Genomic DNA, 21579 nt, shown 5'->3' with positions numbered 1-21579 from the left:
GTCGTCATGGAAAGCACGACGGCACGAGGCCGGTCCTTCACACCCTCCTCGCGTCCGGCCTTGTGCTCGGATTGCCAGAGGTAGGCGTATCGAATGACCAGACCCGCCGCGGGTTCTGGCAGCCGGCTCAGCCCTCGACCTCGTGATCGAACCCGGCGGCGTCGGGATGCATCGGCGCCGTCATGATCCCGTCAAGATCGGCGTTGCTGAAGTCCTCCAGGGCAAGCACCTCTCGGTCGCGCCGTTTCAGACGGTGATACTCCTGCGCGGATATGGTGACCGTCCGCTCGCGCCCATTGCGGGTCACCACGACCGGACGGCGCAGCGCCTCGTCCTGATACCGACTGACCTCGCGCTGGAACTGGGTCGCCGTGACATGGAGCGTATCAGTCATGCGGGCACTCCTGAAAGTTTGAAAAATACATACTTTACGAAGTTATGGCAAGTCACAGTGTTCCCACATTGTTCTTGCTGAATCGGCCGGATCAGTCCCCATATAGTGGCGTTGCACCGGACCCTTGTCCGGCTCCCTGCGTTCCCCGGACCCATGACCGAAAAGCACAACTTCATCCGCGTGCGCGGCGCGCGCGAGCACAACCTCAAGGGCGTGGATGTCGATATCCCGCGCGAGAAGCTGGTCGTCATGACCGGCCTGTCGGGATCAGGCAAATCCTCGCTGGCGTTCGACACCATCTATGCCGAGGGCCAGCGGCGCTATGTCGAGAGCTTGAGCGCCTACGCCCGCCAGTTCCTGGAGCTGATGGGCAAGCCGGATGTCGATCTGATCGAGGGTCTGTCGCCCGCCATCTCGATCGAACAGAAGACGACCTCCAAGAACCCGCGCTCGACCGTCGGTACGGTGACGGAGATCCACGACTATATGCGCCTGCTGTGGGCTCGGGTGGGCGTCCCCTATTCGCCCGCCACCGGCCTGCCGATCGAGAGCCAGACGATCAGCCAGATGGTCGACAAGCTGGTCGCCCTGCCCGACGGCGAACGGCTTCTGTTGCTGGCCCCCGTCGTTCGGGGCCGGAAGGGTGAGTACAAGAAGGAGATGACCGAGTGGCAACGCTCGGGCTTCCAGCGGCTCAAGATCGACGGCCAATTCTACGCCGTTGAGGACGCGCCGACGCTGGACAAGAAGTTCAAGCACGACATCGACATCGTCGTGGACAGGATCGTCACCAAGGGCGGGCTCGAGGCGCGCTACGCCGACTCGATCCAGACCGCTCTTGGTCTGGCCGACGGCATCGCGGTGGCGGAATGGGCCAATGCGGATGAGGGCCAGGAGCCCCGGCGGATCACCTTTTCCGAGAAATTCGCCTGCCCCGTTTCAGGCTTCACGATCTCAGAGATCGAGCCCCGACTTTTCTCGTTCAACAACCCCTTCGGCGCCTGTCCGGTCTGTGACGGCCTGGGGGTCAAGCTGGCGTTCGACGCCGATCTGGTGATCCCCGATCGCGACAAGACCCTGCACAAGGGTGCCGTCGCCCCGTGGTCTCGCGGGCCGTCGCCGCTCTACACCCAGACGCTGCAGGCGCTGGCGCTGCACTACGGCTTCTCGATGGACAAGCCGTGGCGCGACCTGCCCGACAAGGCCCAGAAGGTCATTCTTCAGGGCACGGGCACGGAGAAGATCAAGTTCGTCTATGACGACAACGCCCGCAAATACGAGGTCTCCAAGCCGTTCGAAGGCGTCGTCCCCAACCTCGACCGCCGCTGGCGGGAAACGGATTCGGCCTGGGTCCGCGAGGAACTGGGTCGCTTCCAGTCAGAGACGCCCTGCGACGCCTGCCATGGCAAGCGGCTGAAGCCAGAGGCCCTCGCGGTCAAGATCGACGGTTCCGACATCGCCGACATCTCGACCCTGTCGATCAAGAAGGCCTACGACTGGGTCTCTGCCCTTCCCGAACAACTGACCGAGAAACAGATGGAGATCGGCCGGCGTATCCTGAAGGAAATCGGCGACCGCCTGCGGTTCCTGAACAACGTCGGCCTCGACTACCTGTCTCTGTCCCGCGCCTCAGGCACCCTGTCCGGCGGCGAGAGCCAGCGCATTCGCTTGGCGTCACAGATCGGCTCGGGCCTGACGGGCGTCCTCTATGTGCTGGACGAGCCGTCGATCGGCCTGCACCAGCGCGACAACACCCGCCTGCTGGAATCCCTGCGCGGTCTGCGTGACCTCGGTAACTCGGTCCTCGTCGTCGAGCACGACGAGGAGGCGATCCTGACTGCCGACTATGTCATCGACATGGGTCCGGCCGCCGGCGTCCATGGCGGCGAGATTTGCGCCGAGGGCACGCCGGAAGAGGTGATGGCCAATCCGAAATCCCTGACCGGCAAATACCTGACCGGCGAGCGCGAGATCGAACTGCCGGTGGACGGCCGCCGTCCGGTCGACAAGAAGAAGATGCTGAAGATCAGCGGCGCGACCGGCAACAACCTCAAGAACGTCACCGGGGCCGTCCCCGTCGGCCTGTTCACCTGCGTCACCGGTGTGTCGGGCGGCGGCAAGTCGACCTTCACGATCGAGACCCTGTACAAGGCCGCCGCACGTCGGCTGCACAACGCGTCCGACGCCCCCGCCAACTATGACCGGATCGAGGGGCTGGAGCATTTCGACAAAGTCATCGACATCGACCAGTCCCCGATCGGCCGCACGCCGCGCTCGAACCCGGCGACCTACACCGGCGCCTTCGGCCCGATTCGCGACTGGTATGCGGGTCTGCCGGAATCCAAGGCGCGCGGATACGGCCCCGGCCGCTTCAGCTTCAACGTCAAGGGCGGTCGCTGCGAGGCCTGTCAGGGCGATGGCCTGATCAAGATCGAGATGCATTTCCTGCCGGACGTCTACGTCACCTGCGACATCTGCAAGGGCAAGCGGTACAACCGCGAGACCCTGGAGATCGTGTTCAAGGGCAAGTCGATCTCGGACGTCCTTGACATGACGGTGGAGGAGGCCGGGCATTTCTTCAAGGCCGTGCCGCCGATCCGCGACAAGATGCTGACCCTCTCACGGGTCGGCCTGGACTACGTCAAGGTCGGGCAGTCGGCGACGACCCTGTCGGGCGGCGAGGCCCAGAGGGTCAAGCTGTCCAAGGAACTGTCGAAGCGGGCGACCGGCAAGACCCTCTACATCCTCGACGAGCCCACCACCGGCCTGCACTTCGAGGACACCCGCAAACTGCTCGAGGTGCTTCAGGAGCTGGTCGACAGCGGCAACACCATCGTGGTGATCGAGCACAATCTGGATGTGATCAAGGTCGCCGACTACCTGCTCGACTTCGGACCCGAGGGCGGCGACGGCGGCGGCGAGATCGTCGCAGTCGGCACCCCGGAGCAGGTCGCGGCCAACGACGCCAGCTGGACCGGTAGATACCTGAAGGAAGTCCTGGACCGCCACGAGACCCGCCGCAAGGCTCGCGTCGCCGCGCTCACGGCCTCGGTCGAGAAGCCGGTCAGGGCCGGCAAGAAGGCCGCGGCGGGCTGACCGGCGTCAGCCCGCTTCGAGACCCTTGATCTGCCGGTAGGCCTCGGCGAACGGGGCATACATGATAGCCAGTTGCAGGGCCGAGACCACGGCGTTGAACAGGCCGGACACGATCAGGATGGGCGCCAGCTTCGGCAGGATCTCAGTCACGCTCTGGCCTTCCAGGCCCGCAAACTGGGACGCCATGGACCCGCCGACCAACAGGGTCAGCGGCATGGAGATCAGCCAGCCGAGGAAGGCCACCACGATCGCCATGATGAAGGCCAGCAGGGCCATGCCCAGCAACGGCCAGAACCGCCCCTTGGTCAGGCCGAACGAGGACAGGACGGTGAACCGCTTCTCGGCGACGATGATCGGCACCATCAGGCTCAGCCGCACCGCTAGCCAGATCAGGCCACAAAATCCGGCCAGTCCGAGTAGCAGAGCCAGGGCGAACCAGCCGCCTTGCCCGCTGGAGCTCGCATAGGCCCCGACGCCGAAGACCACCCCGAACACGACCAGATAATAGACGGCGATCAGCAGCATCAGCACCACCATCGCGCCGAAGACCCTGAGTTCATCCATGCCGAGCCGAAGATAGCCGAAGGCGCTGTCCTTGGGCCGCACAACGGCGCGCGCGATCGCGGTGCTCAACATGGTGCTGACGATGATCGACAGCGGTGCGACCACCAGCAGGATGACGCCGTAGGCCTGGAACAGCGGCCCCAGGGTCTCCATCGTCGGAGTCGCACCTGAGTTCTCGAGCGCCTCGACCTGCTGCATGATGGTGACGAAGGAACTCCCCGCCAGCAGGAAGGTCAGCGCGAAGAAGACGATATAGGCCAGGGCCCACATCAGCATCGCCAGCGGTCGTCGCCGCACGATCCGAAAGCCCTCGAACGCTGCATCGCTGGCTGAAAACGTCATGATGGTCCCCCCTGGCAGGTGTGACCTTAGGACGAAACCGACGCCGTCGCCAAGCCGGTCTCAGTCCTGACCGGCCGTCAGATCGCGATAGGCGGCCATGAAGGGGGCCGACAGAATGATCGTGACCAGCGCTGCGCCCACCGCCATCAGCAACAGAACCAGCAGCGCACCGGCAGCACCCGCCGGCGACGTCGCGGCCCCTGCCATCATCGCAGAGAGCGGCAGGGACACGATCAACAGCAATAGGCCGACGATACAGGCCATGACCCCCGCGATGATGGCCATGCCGAACAGGGGCCAGAACCGGCCCTCGGTCAGCCTCCAGGCCCCCTTCAGATCGATGCGCCCCCGGCTGAAGGTTGCGGGAACGGCCAGCACCATCCGTACGGCCACGAAGAGGTTGAGGGCCGTGGTCGCGATCCCGATCAACGCGCCCACAAAGCTCAGATTGACGCCCTGGGTCGCGAGCACGGCCGTATCGCCGACCTGTCCCAGCACGACACTGATGATCGCCAGCAGCAGCAGGACCAGCAGAACCCGCAACTCGTCCCGGCCCAACCGCACGAAGGCGAACGGGTCGCGGACTTCACTTTGCATGGCGCGGTACAGGGCCGGCATGACGATCGCCTGGGTCACCAGACTGACCGGCATGGTGGCCAGCATCGCATAGGTGACCCGGCTCTGGATGGCGGCGGGCAGGCCCGACCCGCCACCGGACATGGCGGTGCGCATCGCGTCCTGCAACTCGCCCATGACCGGGCCCAGGATCGGCAGCGCCGTCAGGGCCGTCGCGATCAGGGACACCAGCCAGATCAGGGTCCAGCCCGCCACCGCCCTGGGGTGCTGGCGGGTGACCCGAAAGCCTTCAAACGCCGCTTCGCCTGCCGAGAATTTCATTTGCGGCCTCTAGCATGGGTCGCCGACCGGGGCGAAGGCCCTAAAGCGGGGCCAGGTCCTCGCCCGGCCGTTCCAGCCGTCGATAGGCCGCCCCAAGGAACGATGCCGTCAGCGGAGCCTGCACGGCCGCCAGCACGATGATCCCGCCGATCACGGCGACGGGGCCGGTCACGACGCCCGTGATCATCAGCACAAGCCAGAGCGTCCTGGGCATCTCGACGAGCAGCAGTCCGACGAACAGCGGAAGCATCGACCCGTTGGTCAGGCGGGTGACCGTCAGCGACGTCATCCGCTCACGCCCCACCGTCGCCTGGGCATAGAGCGACAGCCGCAGGGCCAGCAGCACCGGCGCGCCCAGGACGATCACCCCGACGATGGCCAGCAGCACCCGCTTCCACAGCGGCCCCGCCCCGGCCCAGTCCCGCGCCCGGATCGCCTCGGCGTCCAGCCCCGCCCCGCCGAACAGCGCCAAGGCTACGAGCGCCAGCAGCGACAGGATGATGGTCAGGAACAGCGCGCACAACAGGGTCGCGCCCGCCAGCCGCGCCTCGGTCCGGGTCAGCTGGAATCCGAACGGTCCCAGCCCCAAAGCCTTGGCCCCAGGCAGATCCTGGGCCACCCCGATCCGCGTCACCGCCCCGAACGCGACCAGCGACGCCGTCACCAGCCAGACCCAGCAGACCGCGCGCATCGGCCCGGCCAGCGGGAGCATGGCCAGCACCACGGCCGCCAGAGCCGCTATGCCGATTGCCCCGCCCGCGCCCCGCCACATCTCGGGGAGCCGGCGCAGGGTCTCGGCCAAGGTCTCGCGCAAATTCAGTTTCTGGCTCAGTTTCTGGCTCGGCCGCTCGGTCATGCCCCTTCCGTAACGACGCACCCCGCCTGACGCTAGCATACGGAGGCTGACGATCGCGCCCCAAGGCCCTAGAAGGCCCCGATGAACCCTTCCGACCTCAAGCCTATCCACGTCATCGGCGGCGGCCTCGCCGGTTCAGAGGCCGCCTGGCAGATCGCCCAGGCCGGCGTGCCCGTCGTCCTGCACGAGATGCGCGGCGTGCCCGGCGTGAAGACCGACGCCCATCACACCGACGGCCTGGCCGAACTGGTCTGTTCAAATTCCTTCCGGTCGGACGACTGGGAGCACAATGCGGTCGGTCTGCTGCACGCAGAGATGCGCGAGCTGGGCTCGATCATCATGGCCAGCGCCCACGACCATCAGGTGCCGGCGGGCGGTGCCCTGGCCGTCGACCGCGACGGCTTTTCACAGAAGGTGACGGCGACGCTGGAAGCACACCCGCTGATCACCATCCAGCGCGAGGAGATCGCCGGCCTGCCGCCCGAGGATTGGGACAGCGTTATCATCGCCACCGGCCCCCTCACCTCCCCCGCCCTGGCCGAGGCGATCCTGAAACTGACCGGCGAGGAGAGCCTCAGCTTCTTCGACGCCATCGCCCCCATCGTCCACGCCGACTCCATCGACTTCGACATCGCCTGGCGTCAGTCGCGCTATGACAAGGAGGGCCCGGGCGGCGACGCCGCCGCCTACGTGAACTGCCCCATGAACAAGGCCGAATACGAGGCCTTCATCGACGCTCTGATCACAGGCCCCAAGGCCGAGTTCAAGGAGTGGGAGAACGTCCCCTATTTCGACGGCTGCCTGCCCATCGAGGTGATGGCGGAACGCGGTCGCGAGACCCTGCGTCACGGCCCGATGAAGCCCGTCGGCCTGACCAACCCGCGTGACCCGCTGGTCAAGGCCCATGCCATCGTTCAGCTGCGTCAGGACAATGCCCTGGGCACCCTGTTCAACATCGTCGGTTTCCAGACCAAGCTGAAACACGGGGCCCAGGCCGAGACCTTCCGCATGATCCCGGGCCTCCAGAACGCCCAGTTCGCGCGGCTGGGGGGTCTGCACCGAAACACCTATCTGAACAGCCCGCATCTGCTGGATCGGCAGTTGCGGATGAAGTCGATGCCTCGCCTTCGGTTCGCCGGTCAGGTCACGGGGGTCGAGGGCTATGTCGAGAGCGCCGCGACGGGCCTGCTGGCCGGACGCCTGGCCGCCGCCGAACGGCTGGGCCAGCCGCTGGACGCTCCCGCTGCCCACACGGCCATCGGTGCCCTGGTCGAGCACATCACCGGCGGCCACCTGACCGGCTCGAAATTCCAGCCGATGAATATCAACTATGGCCTGCTGCCCCCGCTGGAGACGCCCAAGATCGACGAGGACGGCAAGAAGATCCCGCTCAAGGAACGCGGCCGGGCCAAGAAGCGGTTGATGAGCATCCGGGCGATCGAGGCGCTCAAGCAGTGGCGCGACGCGACCTGACATGGAGTTCGCCAAGGTCGCCATCCGTCGCCGGATCAACGAACTGTTCAACGACTATGAGCGGGGCGAGCGACCCGCCCTGCGCCGTGCCGACGCCCTGTTTCCCGCCGACTCCGTCGCCTGGCGAGTCAATGGCGACATCGTCACCATGATGATCGGCGGGGTGTCGGGCCTGTTGCTCCAGATGCTGCATCCGGCGGTGCTGGCCGGCGTCTGGGACCACTCCGACTTCCGCGCCGACATGCACGGCCGCCTGCGCCGCACGGCCAAGTTCATCGCCGTCACCACATATGACCACGCCGTTTCCGGCCAGGCCGCGATCGACAAGGTGCGCTCGATCCACGACAAACTCTCCGGCACGACGGCCGACGGCACCCCCTATCGCGTCAGTGATCCGGCCTTGCTGGCCTGGGTCCATGTGACGGAGACGACCAGCTTCCTCGACGCCTGGGTTCGCTATGGCCAACCCGGCATGTCGATGGCGGACCAGGACGCCTATCTGGCGGAAATGGCCCGGATCGGCCGCGCCCTCGGTGCCGATCCCGTCCCCACCGACCGCGTCTCGGCCGAGGCCCTGATCCAGTCGATGCGGCCTCAGCTCAAAGCCGACGCCCGCACCCGAGAGGTTGCCGCCCTGGTCATGCGCCAGAAGGTCGGCGGTCTGGCCGAGGATCGCGCCGCCGAACTGATCATGGCGGCGGGTGCCGACCTGTTGCCCGACTGGGCCCGCCGGATGCACGGCCTGCCGCCCGCCTCGCCGATCACCCGCGCCGGTGCCCGCACGATGCAGCGCACCCTGGACTGGGTCTATACGGGATCACCCAACCGCCAGGTCTGGTCCGCCGACGTCCTGGCTTGGCCGACAGGCGCGCCGCGCTAGATTCGTCCCGTCAGGTTCGCCCAGACCAGCCTCAGCCGCTTGCCGCCCTCGCCCTGTGCCGGATTGGACAAGGCCGCGTGGGCCACCGCCGGGAAGGCTGCGGTCGGAAGGCCCTTGAGCGTCCGGTTCGCCGCGCCTCGCAGCGCTCTCGCCTCATCCCGTCGACCGACCTGTGTCAGGCCCCACAGCCGACCGGCCTCGAAGACCTTCGCGTCGTGTCCCGGCCCAGCCAGCAGATGGACGGCCATCTGCATGGGCCCCACATAGAAGGCGTCCAGATCGTGAGGATCGCCGTGGACCCGGCCGATGTGAGCCTCGATCAGGGCCTCGAAGGGCCTGCGCTCCAGCCCCCATCGCGCGACCACATCCGTCAACGCCTCCAGCACCGGATGGCCCTTCCTCGGCACGCCCGCGAACACCCCGTCCAGCTGGTCGCGCCACCAGACATAGCGCATCTCGGCCAGCAACGGCTGGGTCACCCGCGTCGGGATGGCCATCAGCTCGGCCTCCAACGCGTACAGAGCGATCAGGTCAGACCGTGCCTGCGCATCGGAGACGAACCGGCTGGACAGCCAGCGATCGGGATCGGCGGCGCGGACCTGCCCATCCAGATCGGGGGCCCGAGTCTGCGCCGCCTGGTCCAAATCAGCCGAACAGGGTCTGGTACATGGCCATGGAGGTCAGCATGGGCAGACTGAGCAGCAGGTTGGTGCGGCTGGCCAGCATGGCGACTCGCGCGGCCTTGGCTTTCTTCTCGTCATCCACGACCACGATGCCGAGCGCCCGCTTCTGGTTCGGCCAGATGATGCCCCAGACGTTCAGGAACATGATCACGGCCAGCCAGACGCCGACGCCCATCAGGGTGAAACCCTGATCGCCCTGGACCATCCCGCCCGCGAACCCGAAGCTCAGCACATCGGCCGCATAGGCGTGACCGCGCGTGAACATGACGGCCAGACCTGCCACAACCGTCGCCAGCGCCGCCCAGCGGAACCAGAACAGGGCCTCGGGCGCGATATGTTTGCCGATGGCGGGTTTCAGCTCGGCCGGGATCGACGGCATGATCCGGAGCTGGACGAAGTTGAAATAGTACAGCAGCCCGATCCACAGGATGCCCGCGACGACGTGGACCCACCGCAGCGCCGCCTGCCAGAAGCCCAGGTCGAACCCGCCCGGCGCCACCCGCCCGAACGCGAACATCATCAGGACCGCGAGCGCCACGCTCAGCAGGATCGTCGTGCGAAAGTTCGTCAGCAGATTGGCCATGGATCAAGCCCTCCCCAGGGATTCGGAAAGCGCCAGCCTAGTCCTTCTCCCTTTGCGGGAGAAGGTGGCACGCGGAGCGTGACGGATGAGGGGTGGCTCGGTTTCGACGATGAGGTTGCCGGACGCTGTTCCAACCGTCTGAGTGACCCCTCATCCGTCAGCCTTCGGCTGCCACCTTCTCCCGCAAGGGGAGAAGGAAACCTAAGGCCGCGACGCCATACCCAGCTTCACCGGCTTGGCTTCCTCGCCGATCTCGCCGCGCTTCACGCCCCACAACAGGATGATCGGCGCCCCGACGTAGATCGATGAATAGGTGCCTACGATGATCCCGAACATCAGGGCCAGGGAGAAGCCGCGCAGGGCCTCGCCGCCGAACACGGCAAGCGCCGCCAGCACCATGACGGCGGTAACGCCGGTGATGATGGTCCGCGTCAGGGTCTCGTTCAGCGACAGGTCGATCACGTCGCGCAACGGCATGGTCTTGTATTTGCGCAGGTTCTCGCGAAGCCGGTCGAACACCACGACCGTATCGTTCATCGAATAGCCGATGACGGTCAGGATGGCCGCGACCATGTTCAGGCTGAACTCCAGCCGGAGCAGCACAATCAGTCCGAAGGTCAGGATCACGTCGTGCAGCAGGCCCGCCACGGCGCCGAAGCCGAACTGCGGCTCGAAGCGGAACCAGATATAGGCGAACATCAGCACGATTGCCGACCCCAGGGCCAGCAGGCCGGAGGTGAAGAGCTCGCCCGAAACCTTGGACCCGACGACCTCGACGCCCGAATATCTCACCTCACCCACAGCCTGGGTGATCGCACTCTCGACCTGTTGCACCACCTGGGTCTGGTCGCGGCCCTCGGGCACCTGGAAGCGGACGATGGCGGTCGAGCCGTCATCGATGTTGTTGTCACGCCGGGCGATGCCCTGGACCCCGACGTCGCCGATATCGAGGTCATTGACCGATCCGCGCAGGGCGTCGAAATCGATCGTCTGGCCGGCCGGCTTGGACACCTCCATCGAGGCCCCGCCCCGGAAGTCGATACCCAGGTTCAGACCCGGATAGAAGCAGGACACGATCGACGCGATGCACAGCACCACCGACAGGACGGCGGCATAGCGCGCGTACTTGACGAAATGCAGGTTGGTCTTCTGCGGAAGAACCTTGATGAGGGGCCACCAGGTCATTTCACCGTCTCCGCGTCCGCGATCGGCAGTTTCTTGGGCTTGGCGCTCTTCAGCCACCAGGCCAGCAGCACCTGGGCCACCAGCACGGACGAGAACACCGAGGTGAACACCCCGATGGTCAGGGTCCAGGCAAAGCCGCGCACCGGTCCGGCGCCGAACACGAACATGATGCCCGCGGCGACCAGGCTGGTCAGGTTGGCGTCGATGATGGTGCCCATGGCCTTGTTAAAGCCGGCGTCCATCGACGCGATCACCGATCGCCCGGCCCGCGCCTCGTCACGCATCCGCTCATAGATCAGCACGTTGGCGTCAACCGCCACGGCGAAGGTCAGGATCAGACCGGCGATCCCCGGCAGGGTCAGGCTGGCCCCCGTAAGCGACATGGCCGCCACGATCATCAGTCCGTTCAGCAACAGGCCGATCACCGACACCCCGCCGAACAGGAAGCCGTAGGTCAGGAACATGAAGGCCACGATGATGACGAAGCCGATCGCAGTGGACAGAGCCCCCGCCTCGACCGCGTCCTGGCCCAGTTCGGCCGAAACCGTGCGGCGCTCCTCGACCTTCAGTGGCGCCGGCAGGGCACCGCCGTTCAGCAGATTGACCATCTCGGACGCCTCGGCGATCGAGAAGTTTCCGGTGATCTGGCCCTGGCCGCTCGGGATGGTCCCGATGATGTTCGGGGCCGAGATGACCCGGTTGTCCAGGATGATGGCGAACCGCTTGCCGATGTTCTCGGACGCCGTGGCGGCGGCGAAGCGTCGTGCGCCGACGCCGTCGAAGCGGAAGCCGATGGCCGGGCGGCCGTTCTGATCGGAATCGACCGAGGCCCGCGTCAACTGCTCGCCCGAGACCAGTACCCGTTTCTTGATCAGCAGGGGCGTGACCCCGTCCTGATCGACCATCAGCACCGAATCCGGCGGCACCGAGCCTTGCAGGGCTAGGTTGATCAGTTCGGGATCGTCCTCGACCATCTGGAAGGTCAGCTGGGCGGTCTGGCCGATGACCCGTTCCAGGGCGGCGGGGTCGCTTTCACCCGGGGCCTGAACCACGATCCGGTCTGCGCCCTGGCGGGTGATGGAGGTTTCGCGGGTACCCAGTGAATCGATCCGGCGACGCACCACCTCGATCGACTGGTCCACGGCGGTCGCGGCCATGGCGCTCATGGCCTGGTCGGTGAAGGCATAGCGGATACGGTCGTTGCCGAGCCGGCTGGCGGCGCGTTCCTGGACGCCCTGCTGGTTCGGCCCGCCAGCGAGCAGGCGCATGGCCTCGAGGGCGGCGTCCTGTTGCGCGGGGTTGGCCAGGGTCACGACGACCCCGCCCTCTTCGCGCTGGAAGGCATTGGTCGCGAAATTGCCCTCGCGCATGGTCACCCGCGCGTCCTCGACCATGTTGTCGATTCGCTTGGCCCGCATGGCCGGCACGTCGACCTCAAGCAGCAGGTAGGACCCGCCCTGCAGATCGAGGCCCAGGCTCAGCCCGTTCTTGGGCAGCCAGCCCGGCAGGGCGTCCTTCTGGGACTGCGACAGCACGTTCGGATAGGCCAGCAGCACGCCGAACACGAGCGCCAGCACCAGGACGATGATCTTCCAGCGCGACTGCTGAACCATGGGAAAGCCTTACGGGTCGGCGACGCTGAGGATCAGGCCTTGGTGACGGCTTTGGTGTCGTTGGCGGCGATGGCCGTGCGGTTCCGCACCTCGGCGATCATGCCCTTGACGACGCGGACGTTGACCGACGGCGCGATCTCGACGTTGACTTCGGCCTCTTCGACCCGCGTCACCTTGCCGATCAGGCCAGACGACAGGACGATGGTGTCGCCGCGCTTGACCGCCGCGATCAGCGCCGCGTGTTCCTTGGCGCGCTTCTGCTGCGGACGGATCAGCAGGAAGTAGAACAGCACGAAGATCGCCACGAACGGCAGGAACTGCATGATCGTGGCGGTCAGGCCGCCGGCTTCAGTAGGCATGGTGTGGACAATCCCGAACGCGGGCACCGCTGACGGGCCCGTTGAAATGAAGGCGCGATACCTAGTGCCCGCCGCCCGTCATTGCAACGCAGCCGTTGCTGTCAGCCGCAGGCGCTGTGTCGATCGCGCCTCAACCCCTTGAAACTCAGCGCGGCAACACCGTCAGCGGATCGACCGCCACGGGGTTGTCGCCCTGCATCCGCCGCGTCTCGAAATGGATCGAGGGTCGCCCGTCGCCGGCCGTCAGCCCGACGGTGCCGATCTGCTGGCCCGCGCGGACGTCGGCATTGTTGGCCACCGTCGCCGAGCCCAGATGGCCATAGACGGTTCTCCAGCCGTCGCGATGCACGATCAGAACCGTCAGCCCCTGCCCCACCAGATCGTCCCCGACATAGGCGACGCGTCCTGCGGCGGCGGCGCGGACCTCGGCCCCCGCCTCGGCCCCGATATTGATGCCGTTGTTGCGCTCGCCCATCGCCACCGGCCCGAACCGCCGCACGATGTCGCCCCGCACCGGCCATTGCAGCGCCAGCCCTCCGGCCGTCGCAGGCGCGGCAGGCGCGGGCGAAGGCGAAGGCGCAGGCGTAGGCGCCGGCCTGGGCGCGACCGGCACCGGTACCGTCTGCACCGGACGCGGTGCCGCGACCACCGGCGGCGCAGGCGGCGGGGGAATCTCGGTCTCGTCCACGATCCCTTCGACGACGATCAGACCCGGCCCCGTCGCATAGGGGTCCGACCCCAGATCGGTCGCACTGGCCGGCAACAGGATCCGCTGACCCGGCGTGATCGCCGCCCGGGGCCCCAGATTGTTGAGGTCGATCAGCGCCTGTACCGGCGTCCGGAACCGTCGTCCGACACCCGAGATTGTGTCCCCCGGCTGGATCACATAGGCCTTGCGCCCGCCCTCGGATGCGCTCGGCACGCTCACGCTCGACGAGGGCTCATACGCAGGCTCGGACGGTACCTCGTTCACCGGAGCGGGCACCACCACCGGCCGTGACGGTCCGCCGTTGAGGCCCGAGGTGATCGTCGCCGTAGGCAGGGCCCCACCCTCGATCGGTTCGATCGGCGCGGTCAGGGGGGGCGGTGCCTCGACCGGGGCAGGCCGCGTCGTCGGATAGACCGGCTGCGGCGGATAGGCCGCCGGGCCCACCGTCCCGTCCGCCCTCGTCGAATAGCGCGGCGCATCCGGATAACTCGAACAGGCCGCCGCCGTCAGCGCCGCCCCGGCGATAAGGAAAAGCCTCGTCCAGCCACCCATACCCATGCCGCTCTCCTGATCGTCCAAGCTCTGCTTTGCCCCGCGTCGCCCCATTAGCCAAGCCGCCAATCGGCACGAAAGTGGGGCGATGAGCTTCGAGGGGCGAGGGATGAGGGCCGAGGCTCGTGGGTGGTGTTCGTTCTCGCCCCTCGCCCCTCGAACCTAAACCCTTCCTTCTACCCCTCCTTCGCCGTGCCCTCGACCAGGGGCACGAACCGCACCTCGCACAGGCTTTCGCGGCGGAACGACCCGTCCGGCTGGCCCGAATAGCGGTGCAGCATCTGCACCGAGGTCCGCCCGACCGGACAGACCAGCACCCCGCCGGGCTTCAGCTGTTTCAACAGTTCCGTCGGCTCGGTTGGCGAGGCCGCCGTCACCATGATCCGGTCGAAGGGCGCCTGATCCGGCCAGCCCAGGCCGCCGTCGGAGTGTTTGGTGATCACGTTGTCGATCTGGAGCCGCTTCAGCTTCGCCTCGGCCTCGACCAGCAGCGACTTGTACCGCTCCACCGAATAGACATAGCGCGCCAGCCGGCTCAGCACCGCGCACTGATACCCGCTGCCGGTGCCGATCTCGAGCACGCGGTGGCGCGGCTCCACCTCCAGCGCCTGGGTCATCAGGCCGACGATATAGGGCTGGCTGATCGTCTGGGCGCAGTCGATCGGCAGGGCCTGATCCTCCCACGCCTGATCGAGGAATTTTTCGTGCACGAAGACGGCGCGGTCGATCGATTCCATCGCCGCCAGCACCTTGCCGTCGGTCACGCCTTGCTGGCGCAGGGAAAGGATCAGTCGACCCGCGCGGTCGTTGTGCAGGTTCATCCCAGACCGGCCTTTAGAGGAACCCCGCCGATCACGCCCTTCAGGCTGTGCACGCTCTCGCGGTGCGTCAGGTCGATGTGCAGGGGCGTCACCGAGATCCTGCCGTCATCCATGGCGCGCAAATCCGTGCCCGGCGCATGGTCCTGTTTCGCCCCCCGGAAACTCATCCAGTAGTAGTCGCGCCCGCGCAGGTCGGTGCGCTTGACCGCGTGCATCTCGCCGATGTTCCGGAAACCCTGGACCGTCACCTCGACCTCTTTCACATCCTCGATCGGCCGGGCGGGGAAGTTCAGGTTCATGACCACGCCCGGGGCCCAATCCTGTTCCAGCAATTTCTGGATAATCCCCGGCGCGAAATGGGCGGCGGTGTCCCAGTGGGCAGTCACCTCGTCATGGAAACGCTCCAGCGACTGCGACAGGGCGATCGACCGCACCCCCAGCGCCATCCCCTGCAAGGCGCCCGCCACGGTGCCCGAGTACGAACAGTCCTCGCCGACATTGTGCCCGCGATTCACCCCGGACAGCACGAGGCCGGGCGGCCCGTCCATGATGTCGCTGAACGCCAGCACCACACAGTCGGTCGGCGTCCCCGTCACCGAGAACCGCTTTTCGCCCAGCCGGTTGACGCGCAGCGGCTCGGTCAAGGTGATCCCCCGCCCCTTGCCCGACTGCTCGGTCGCCGGTGCCACGACCCACACATCATCCGACAGCGTCCGCGCGATCGTCTCCAGGCATTCGAGGCCCTCGGCGTCGATGCCGTCATCGTTGGTCAGGAGGATTCGCATGGCGCTCAACTAGCCCGAAGGGCGATAGCGCGACAACAAGCTGCGGGCGTTAACGTGCGGGCGGAGACGCGACAACCGGCACGCCATCAACGCTCTTCAGCTTCCGCGCAGCACCCGGAAGGTATCCGCCTGGATCACCGTCGCCCCGCCGCACTCGTTGGCGACGCGAGAACCCTTGAAGTTCATCACCGGCCCGTCCGCCTCGGTCCAGGCCACGGCCTTGCCGCTGAACCGCACCTGTGTGCCGCCCAGGTTGGCCGTCCGCTGCAGATCGCGCGGCAGGACCACCGAGGTGCAGGGCCGGGCGAAGGGCTGCTGGATATCGCGCTGGCTTTGGTACAGCTGGATCTCGCCGTTCACGACCTTGACCCATCCGGTAAAGCTCTCGGCCCCCGGCAGCGCATCCGGTGTCCCCGCCTGCTGCGCCGAGGCCGTCCCCGCGATCAGGGCGGCGGCGAGTGCGGCAATCATGATCCTCATGGTCATTTCCCTTTTCCGATCATCCCGGCGAAAGCCGGGACCCAGTTCTTTGGGCGATGGCTATCGCCCACAGGAAGCAAACGCCAATCCCACGCACCTGTGCCTCATAAAAGCACTGGGTCCCGGCTTTCGCCGGGATGAGCGGGATCAGGTGTTTCCGCCCACGTGGGTCACGCCCCCCATATAGGACTTCAACGCCTCAGGGACCGCGATCCGGCCCCCCTCGTCCTGATAATTTTCCATGACGGCCACCAGGGTCCGCCCGACCGCCAGCCCCGAGCCGTTCAATGTGTGGACAAATTCAGGCTTGCCCCCCCCCGACCGCTTGAACCGCGCATCCATCCGCCGGGCCTGAAAGTCCCCGCAGTTGGAGACCGAACTGATCTCGCGATACGTCCCCTGCGACGGCAGCCAGACCTCCAGGTCGAAGGTCTTCCGCGCCGAGAACCCCATGTCGCCCTTGCACAGCAGCATCCGCCGATAGGGGAGCTCCAGCCGCTTCAACACGGCCTCGGCACAGGTCGTCATCCGCTCGTGTTCAGCGTCGGAATCCTCGGGCCGGGTGATCGAGACCATCTCCACCTTGTAGAACTGATGCTGGCGGATCAGCCCCCGCGTATCCCGCCCCGCCGACCCCGCCTCGGCCCGGAAGCAGGGCGTCAGGGCGGTGAGCCGCAACGGCAACTCCTCCTCCGGCGTGATCTGCTCGCGCACGAGATTGGTCAGGGAGACTTCGGCGGTAGGGATGAGGTAGCGACGATCAGAGAACTCTCCGGCCTTATCCCGCCGAGCCCAATCAGCACCAAATGCTTGAGTTGCCGCAGCATCGATCTGATCAACAAACCCCTTCTTGGCCAGGTTAAAGTCTGCCTCGTCGAACTCCTCTCCAAGCCTCAAAAGCTGTTGCGCAGCTTCGGTAAAGTTCGCATCAAAAAACCGAAACGCTTCCTCTCGGATAGCGGCATCTCGGCGTTCGACATCGACGTTCTCGGTACGAAACAAATCCTCCTCGAACTTCGGAAGTTGCCCCGTCCCAAACATCGCCTCATCGCGCACCAGATAGGGCGGATTGACCTCCAGATAGCCGTGCTCGGTCGTCTGCAGGTCCAGCATGAACTGGCCCAGCGCCCGTTCCAGCCGCGCCAGCCCGCCCTTCAGCACCGCGAACCGCGCCCCCGACATCCGCGCCGCCGCTTCGAAATCCAGTAGCCCCATCGCCTCGCCCAGATCGGCATGATCCTTGGCCGCCGCCCCCACGACCGGCTTCGGCGCGCCGTCCCGCTCCGCCGCCCAGGTCGCCGTCACCACATTGCCGGCCTCGTCCTCCCCGTCCGGCACATCGTCCGCCGCCAGGTTCTGCTGCTTGGCCAGCAGGTCGCGCAGCGCCCCGCCGACCCGCGCCTCGGTCTCGCCCGTGGCGACGATCTCGCCTTTAAGCCCCTCGACCTCGGCCTTCAGCCGATCCGCCTCGGCCGCATCCTTGCGACCCATGGCGGCCCCGATCAGCTTGGACGCCGCATTCCGCTTCGCCAACGCCTCCTGCCCCGCCGTCTGCGCCGCCCTCAGCTCCGCATCCAGCCGCAGGATCTCCGCCACCAGCCCATCCGCATCCCCCACCCCACGCGCCGACCAGCCGCCCACGAAGGCTTCCGGCGTCTCGCGAATGGCTTTGATGTCATGCATGGCGTGGGTCTCCTCTAACGCCCCGCCTTACCGCCCACGACACCGTCGGAGCAACCTTGCGAAGTCGTCTTCCCCCGCTGCGCGGCAGAAGAATAAGGTGCCTCCATGTTCATCCTTCCCCTGTTCCTATCCGCCCTCGTCGCCACCGCCGCCCCGGCGCAGGATCGGTGGATCGCCGGATGGACCTATGCGCCGGTATCGAGCGTGGGTCCGACCTCGCCGCCGTCGCCGCCCAATCCCAATGACGTGCGCGGCCCCCTCGGCCCCGTCATGGTCGAGAACCAGACCGTCAGCCAGACCACGATCGTGGCCGCCGCCGGGGACCGCATCCGCATCCGCCTGTCCAATCTCTATGGCGCGGCACCCATCGTCGTGGGTGCCGTGACCGTCGCCGTCGGCGACGCCGCCCCCATCCCCGTCGCCTTCGACGACGCGTCGGGCCTGACCCTGCCGGCCGGGGCACCTCGCCTGTCCGACCCGGTCGCCCTGCCCGTCCGCGCGCTCGACCGCGTCACCGTCAGCGTCTTTTACCCGGCCCCGACCGCCCTGCCGAACCACCGCCTGCGTCAGGTCCTGCGCGACGGCAACGCCTCGGCCGAGCCACTCGCGCCCGACGCGCCCAGGATGCGCCTCGGCGCCCTGCTGACCCGGATCGAGGTCGAGACCGACGCGGCCAGCGCCGTCGTCGTCGCCCTGGGCGATTCGATCACCGAGGGCACCGGCTCACTGCCTGGCGGTCTGGGCGGCTGGCCCGAACGCCTCGCCGCCCGCATGGTCGACGCCGGCCGACCCTATGCCGTCGTCAACGCCGGCATAGGCGGCAACCGCCTTCTGCATCAGGGATCGGGGCCTTCCGGCCTGGAACGGCTCGACGCCGACGCCCTGGCCGTGCCCGGCACGACCTGCCTGATCCTGCTGGAGGGGATCAACGACCTCGGTCGCCCCGCCCGGCCCGAATACGCCCACGAAGCCGTCACCGCCGACGACCTGATCGCCGGCTATCGCCAGGTCCTCGCGCGCGCCAGGGCCGCCGGGATCAAGCTCGTCGTCGCCACCATCCCGCCGTTCGAGGGGGCCAACTATTTCAGCGAAACGGGCGAGGCGATCCGTGTGGCCACGAACGCCTGGATCCGCACCTCGCCCGAGATCCACGGCTTCGTGGATTTTGACGCCGCAATCCGCGACCCGGCAAACCCCCGACGCCTGCGGCCCGAAGCCGACAGCGGGGATCGCCTGCACCCCTCGGACGCCGGCTATCAAGCCATGGCCGAGGCCATCCCCCTCGACGTCTGCGACTGAGACAAGGGGGCGCAGACGGCGTCGTTCCTACGTCCATTTTGTTCTTGCTTTGTTCCGGCACGCGTCTATCGTCGTCCCATGGTCCCGGCGACGAAGCCATTGCAGACGAAAGGACGCGGCGCCCGGACCAACGCCACCGGCCGGTACGAACCCGTGGTGCACGAGACCTTCGACGACGGCTGGACGGCCGAAGACGACACCCCCGCCCCCTTGCGGACCACACTCACGCCCGAGCACGCCCGCAGGATCATCACGACGAACACCTCGCCCGACATCGGTTTCGACCGCTCAATCAACCCCTACAAAGGCTGCGAACATGGCTGCATCTACTGCTACGCCCGTCCATCCCATGCCTGGATGGGCCTATCCCCGGGCCTGGATTTCGAGAGCAAGCTCTTCTTCAAGCCCGAAGGCCCGCGTCTCCTGGAACAGGAGCTCGCCGCCCGCCGGTACGTCTGCAAGCGCATCCACATAGGCGGCAACACCGACCCCTATCAGCCGGTCGAGCGCGAGCACCGGATCACGCGCGGCCTGCTGGAGGTCATGCAGCGGTTCAGCCAGCCCTTCTCCATCATCACCAAGTCGAACCTGATCACCCGCGATGTGGATATCCTTGGCCCGATGGGCCGCGAGAACCTGGCCCAGGCCTTCGTGTCGATCACGACGCTCGACCGCGACCTCGCGCGCACCATGGAGCCCCGGGCCGCGACCCCGGCCCGCCGCCTCGACGCGGTGAAGCGGCTGGCCGATGCGGGTGTCCCCGTCGGCGTCGGCTTCGCCCCCGTCATCCCCGGCCTCAACGACCACGAACTGGAATCCATCCTGGAGGCCGCCGCCAAGGCCGGGGCGACGCGGGCCATGTACGTCACCCTGCGCCTGCCGCTCGAGATCAAGGACCTGTTCCAGGAATGGCTGGCCGACGCCCGGCCGGACCGCGCCGCCCGCGTCATGTCCCTGGTCCGCCAGACGCGCGGCGGCAAGGACTACGACGCCGACTGGTCCCAGCGCATGAAGGGCACCGGCCCCGTCGCCGACCTGATCGCCGTCCGCTTCAAGGCCGCCGTCAAACGCTACGGCCTGAACGGCCCCTTGCGCGAGCTCGACGTGACGAAGTTCAGGGTCCCCGCCGACGCCCGGCCCCAGTTGGAGCTGTTCGGCTGAGGCTCGGCCGCCCCGAGGGCTCAGCCCAGGGTGACGGTATGGTTCCAGCCGTGGGGGTCGGGCCGTTCACCGCGCTGGATGCCGGTCAGTTCGGCGCGAAGCGAGGTCGTGACCGGCCCCTCGACTCCGCCGCCGACGGCCTGTTCGCCGCCGGTCCAGCGGATCTCGCCCACCGCCGCGACCACCGCCGCCGTGCCGCAGGCGAAGGCCTCGGTCAGCCGGCCGCTGGCGGCGTCCGCCTTCCAGCTGTCGATGTCATAGGGGGCTTCCTCGACCGTCATGCCGCGATCGCGCGCCAGGGTCAGGATCGAAGCGCGGGTGATCCCCGGCAGGATGGTCCCCAGCGGCGGGGTCCGCAAAGTGCCGTCGTCGAACACGAAGAACATGTTCATCCCGCCCAGTTCCTCGACCCAGCGGTGTTCGGCGGCGTCCAGGAAGACGACCTGGTCGCAACCCTTGGCCACGGCCTGCTGCTGGGCGACCAGGCTGGAGGCATAGTTGCCGCCGCACTTGGCCGCGCCCGTCCCGCCCGGCGCCGCGCGGGTATAGTCGTCCGACACCCACAGCTTCACCGGCTTGGCCCCGCCCTTGAAGTAGGCGCTGGCCGGCGAGGCGATGACGCAGAACATGTATTCGGTCGCCGCCCGCACCCCCAGGAAGGCCTCGTTGGCGAACATGAAGGGGCGCAGATACAGGCTGGAGCCCTCCTGCTCCGGAATCCAGTCGATCTCGGTGCGGACCAGGGCCTCGATCGCGCCGATGAACAGGTCGTCGGGCAGGACCGGCATGGCCAGCCGTTCGGCCGAACGGGCGAACCGGGCCGCGTTCTCCAGCGGACGGAACAGGGTCACCCCATTGCCCGACCGATAGGCCTTCATCCCCTCGAAGATTTCCTGGGCATAGTGGAGCACGCTGGCCGCCGGGTCGATCTGGAACGGCTGACGCGGCCCGATCTGGGCGTCATGCCAGCCGTCGGCCTCGGTCCAGCGGATCGTGGCCATATGGTCGGTGAACACCCGCCCGAATCCGGGATCGATCAGGCGCTTGGCCCGCTCATCGGCTGCGGTCGGCGCGGGATGGGTCAGGAACTTGAACACGGACGATCTCTGGACAGGCTGGATGGGGAAGTCGGGCGTTCCCTAACCCGTATCGGCCGCCGTGTTG

General features: G+C 67.1%; 20 protein-coding genes. 5 read left to right on the top strand and 15 right to left on the bottom strand.

The window, feature by feature from the left end:
• Window positions 1-127: 127 nt before the first annotated feature.
• Window positions 128-394 (bottom strand): type II toxin-antitoxin system Phd/YefM family antitoxin, encoded by a 267-nt coding sequence (locus O5K39_RS11540; RefSeq protein WP_271143774.1) that lies wholly within the window; start codon window positions 392-394, stop codon window positions 128-130.
• A gap of 153 nt (window positions 395-547) precedes the next feature.
• Between O5K39_RS11540 and uvrA the strand changes: the two genes are divergently transcribed.
• Entirely contained in the window at window positions 548-3490 is a 2943-nt protein-coding gene (uvrA, locus tag O5K39_RS11535) for an excinuclease ABC subunit UvrA (RefSeq protein ID WP_271143773.1), read from the top strand.
• 6 nt (window positions 3491-3496) lie between these two features.
• Here the strand turns inward: uvrA and O5K39_RS11530 are convergent, their stop codons facing one another.
• Genes O5K39_RS11530 through O5K39_RS11520 form a run of 3 tightly spaced genes read right to left on the bottom strand, consistent with a single transcriptional unit; the run spans window position 3497 to window position 6149 of the window.
• Window positions 3497-4396 carry a hypothetical protein gene (locus O5K39_RS11530; RefSeq protein ID WP_271143772.1) on the bottom strand — a complete coding sequence of 300 codons (900 nt, stop codon included), beginning with the start codon at window positions 4394-4396 and terminating at the stop codon, window positions 3497-3499.
• Between the two features lie 60 nt (window positions 4397-4456).
• Window positions 4457-5293, bottom strand: coding sequence for a hypothetical protein (locus O5K39_RS11525; protein WP_271143771.1), 837 nt, complete (start codon window positions 5291-5293; stop codon window positions 4457-4459).
• Window positions 5294-5333: 40 nt separating this feature from the next.
• Window positions 5334-6149: a hypothetical protein gene (locus O5K39_RS11520; protein WP_271143770.1), complete on the bottom strand. Its 816-nt coding sequence runs from the start codon at window positions 6147-6149 to the stop codon at window positions 5334-5336.
• Window positions 6150-6230: 81 nt separating this feature from the next.
• Between O5K39_RS11520 and trmFO the strand changes: the two genes are divergently transcribed.
• On the top strand, window positions 6231-7622 hold the full coding sequence (gene trmFO / locus O5K39_RS11515) for a methylenetetrahydrofolate--tRNA-(uracil(54)-C(5))-methyltransferase (FADH(2)-oxidizing) TrmFO (RefSeq protein WP_271143769.1): 1392 nt from the start codon (window positions 6231-6233) through the stop codon (window positions 7620-7622).
• A gap of 1 nt (window position 7623) precedes the next feature.
• The gene (locus O5K39_RS11510; protein WP_271143768.1) at window positions 7624-8502 is read left to right on the top strand and encodes an oxygenase MpaB family protein; all 879 of its coding nucleotides are present in this window, start codon (window positions 7624-7626) and stop codon (window positions 8500-8502) included.
• Here O5K39_RS11510 and O5K39_RS11505 read toward each other — a convergent pair.
• From O5K39_RS11505 to serS, 10 genes are all read right to left on the bottom strand, one after another.
• A complete protein-coding gene (locus tag O5K39_RS11505) occupies window positions 8499-9146 on the bottom strand; it encodes a squalene/phytoene synthase family protein (protein WP_271143767.1) in 648 nt (215 codons plus the stop codon). The genes O5K39_RS11510 and O5K39_RS11505 overlap by 4 nt on opposite strands.
• Window position 9147: 1 nt before the next feature.
• On the bottom strand, window positions 9148-9768 hold the full coding sequence (locus O5K39_RS11500; protein WP_271143766.1) for a hypothetical protein: 621 nt from the start codon (window positions 9766-9768) through the stop codon (window positions 9148-9150).
• Between the two features lie 201 nt (window positions 9769-9969).
• Window positions 9970-10953, bottom strand: coding sequence for a protein translocase subunit SecF (secF, locus tag O5K39_RS11495; RefSeq protein ID WP_271143765.1), 984 nt, complete (start codon window positions 10951-10953; stop codon window positions 9970-9972).
• Window positions 10950-12566, bottom strand: a complete 1617-nt coding sequence (gene secD / locus O5K39_RS11490; RefSeq protein WP_271143764.1) for a protein translocase subunit SecD — start codon at window positions 12564-12566, stop codon at window positions 10950-10952. The genes secF and secD overlap by 4 nt, the downstream gene beginning before the upstream one ends.
• Before the next feature lie 32 nt (window positions 12567-12598).
• Entirely contained in the window at window positions 12599-12925 is a 327-nt protein-coding gene (gene yajC, locus O5K39_RS11485; protein WP_271143763.1) for a preprotein translocase subunit YajC, read from the bottom strand.
• 145 nt (window positions 12926-13070) lie between these two features.
• Complete coding sequence (locus tag O5K39_RS11480; protein ID WP_271143762.1) at window positions 13071-14192, bottom strand: peptidoglycan DD-metalloendopeptidase family protein; 1122 nt, start codon at window positions 14190-14192, stop codon at window positions 13071-13073.
• Window positions 14193-14362: 170 nt separating this feature from the next.
• On the bottom strand, window positions 14363-15007 hold the full coding sequence (locus O5K39_RS11475; RefSeq protein ID WP_271143761.1) for a protein-L-isoaspartate(D-aspartate) O-methyltransferase: 645 nt from the start codon (window positions 15005-15007) through the stop codon (window positions 14363-14365).
• Window positions 15004-15792 (bottom strand): 5'/3'-nucleotidase SurE, encoded by a 789-nt coding sequence (gene surE / locus O5K39_RS11470; RefSeq protein ID WP_271143760.1) that lies wholly within the window; start codon window positions 15790-15792, stop codon window positions 15004-15006. Before surE ends, O5K39_RS11475 begins: the two co-directional genes overlap by 4 nt.
• A gap of 96 nt (window positions 15793-15888) precedes the next feature.
• Window positions 15889-16272 carry a hypothetical protein gene (locus O5K39_RS11465; protein ID WP_271143759.1) on the bottom strand — a complete coding sequence of 128 codons (384 nt, stop codon included), beginning with the start codon at window positions 16270-16272 and terminating at the stop codon, window positions 15889-15891.
• 147 nt (window positions 16273-16419) lie between these two features.
• Window positions 16420-17955, bottom strand: a complete 1536-nt coding sequence (gene serS, locus O5K39_RS11460) for a serine--tRNA ligase (protein ID WP_271143758.1) — start codon at window positions 17953-17955, stop codon at window positions 16420-16422.
• Between the two features lie 105 nt (window positions 17956-18060).
• Here serS and O5K39_RS11455 point away from each other — a divergent pair, with 105 nt between their 5' ends.
• Both O5K39_RS11455 and O5K39_RS11450 read left to right on the top strand, forming a co-directional pair.
• On the top strand, window positions 18061-19254 hold the full coding sequence (locus O5K39_RS11455) for an SGNH/GDSL hydrolase family protein (protein ID WP_271143757.1): 1194 nt from the start codon (window positions 18061-18063) through the stop codon (window positions 19252-19254).
• A gap of 78 nt (window positions 19255-19332) precedes the next feature.
• Window positions 19333-20415 (top strand): PA0069 family radical SAM protein, encoded by a 1083-nt coding sequence (locus O5K39_RS11450; protein WP_271143756.1) that lies wholly within the window; start codon window positions 19333-19335, stop codon window positions 20413-20415.
• A 20-nt stretch (window positions 20416-20435) separates the two neighbouring features.
• Here the strand turns inward: O5K39_RS11450 and O5K39_RS11445 are convergent, their stop codons facing one another.
• Entirely contained in the window at window positions 20436-21512 is a 1077-nt protein-coding gene (locus tag O5K39_RS11445; protein WP_271143755.1) for a branched-chain amino acid aminotransferase, read from the bottom strand.
• Window positions 21513-21579 lie beyond the last annotated feature (67 nt).

Source organism: Brevundimonas sp. NIBR10 (assembly GCF_027912515.1).
Lineage (GTDB): Bacteria > Pseudomonadota > Alphaproteobacteria > Caulobacterales > Caulobacteraceae > Brevundimonas.
This window is presented reverse-complemented; position numbering and strand designations above follow the sequence as displayed.

Bases quoted from the DNA above. Each gene is read 5' to 3' on its own strand.
- O5K39_RS11500 (WP_271143766.1), bottom strand. From the start codon at position 9,768: ATGGCCAATCTGCTGACGAACTTTCGCACGACGATCCTGCTGAGCGTG.
- O5K39_RS11450 (WP_271143756.1), top strand. From the start codon at position 19,333: ATGGTCCCGGCGACGAAGCCATTGCAGACGAAAGGACGCGGCGCCCGG.
- O5K39_RS11520 (WP_271143770.1), bottom strand. From the start codon at position 6,149: ATGACCGAGCGGCCGAGCCAGAAACTGAGCCAGAAACTGAATTTGCGC.
- O5K39_RS11465 (WP_271143759.1), bottom strand. From the start codon at position 16,272: ATGAGGATCATGATTGCCGCACTCGCCGCCGCCCTGATCGCGGGGACG.
- surE (WP_271143760.1), bottom strand. From the start codon at position 15,792: ATGCGAATCCTCCTGACCAACGATGACGGCATCGACGCCGAGGGCCTC.
- O5K39_RS11525 (WP_271143771.1), bottom strand. From the start codon at position 5,293: ATGAAATTCTCGGCAGGCGAAGCGGCGTTTGAAGGCTTTCGGGTCACC.
- O5K39_RS11455 (WP_271143757.1), top strand. From the start codon at position 18,061: ATGTTCATCCTTCCCCTGTTCCTATCCGCCCTCGTCGCCACCGCCGCC.
- serS (WP_271143758.1), bottom strand. From the start codon at position 17,955: ATGCATGACATCAAAGCCATTCGCGAGACGCCGGAAGCCTTCGTGGGC.
- uvrA (WP_271143773.1), top strand. From the start codon at position 548: ATGACCGAAAAGCACAACTTCATCCGCGTGCGCGGCGCGCGCGAGCAC.
- secD (WP_271143764.1), bottom strand. From the start codon at position 12,566: ATGGTTCAGCAGTCGCGCTGGAAGATCATCGTCCTGGTGCTGGCGCTC.
- trmFO (WP_271143769.1), top strand. From the start codon at position 6,231: ATGAACCCTTCCGACCTCAAGCCTATCCACGTCATCGGCGGCGGCCTC.
- O5K39_RS11540 (WP_271143774.1), bottom strand. From the start codon at position 394: ATGACTGATACGCTCCATGTCACGGCGACCCAGTTCCAGCGCGAGGTC.
- O5K39_RS11480 (WP_271143762.1), bottom strand. From the start codon at position 14,192: ATGGGTATGGGTGGCTGGACGAGGCTTTTCCTTATCGCCGGGGCGGCG.
- secF (WP_271143765.1), bottom strand. From the start codon at position 10,953: ATGACCTGGTGGCCCCTCATCAAGGTTCTTCCGCAGAAGACCAACCTG.
- yajC (WP_271143763.1), bottom strand. From the start codon at position 12,925: ATGCCTACTGAAGCCGGCGGCCTGACCGCCACGATCATGCAGTTCCTG.
- O5K39_RS11530 (WP_271143772.1), bottom strand. From the start codon at position 4,396: ATGACGTTTTCAGCCAGCGATGCAGCGTTCGAGGGCTTTCGGATCGTG.
- O5K39_RS11510 (WP_271143768.1), top strand. From the start codon at position 7,624: ATGGAGTTCGCCAAGGTCGCCATCCGTCGCCGGATCAACGAACTGTTC.
- O5K39_RS11475 (WP_271143761.1), bottom strand. From the start codon at position 15,007: ATGAACCTGCACAACGACCGCGCGGGTCGACTGATCCTTTCCCTGCGC.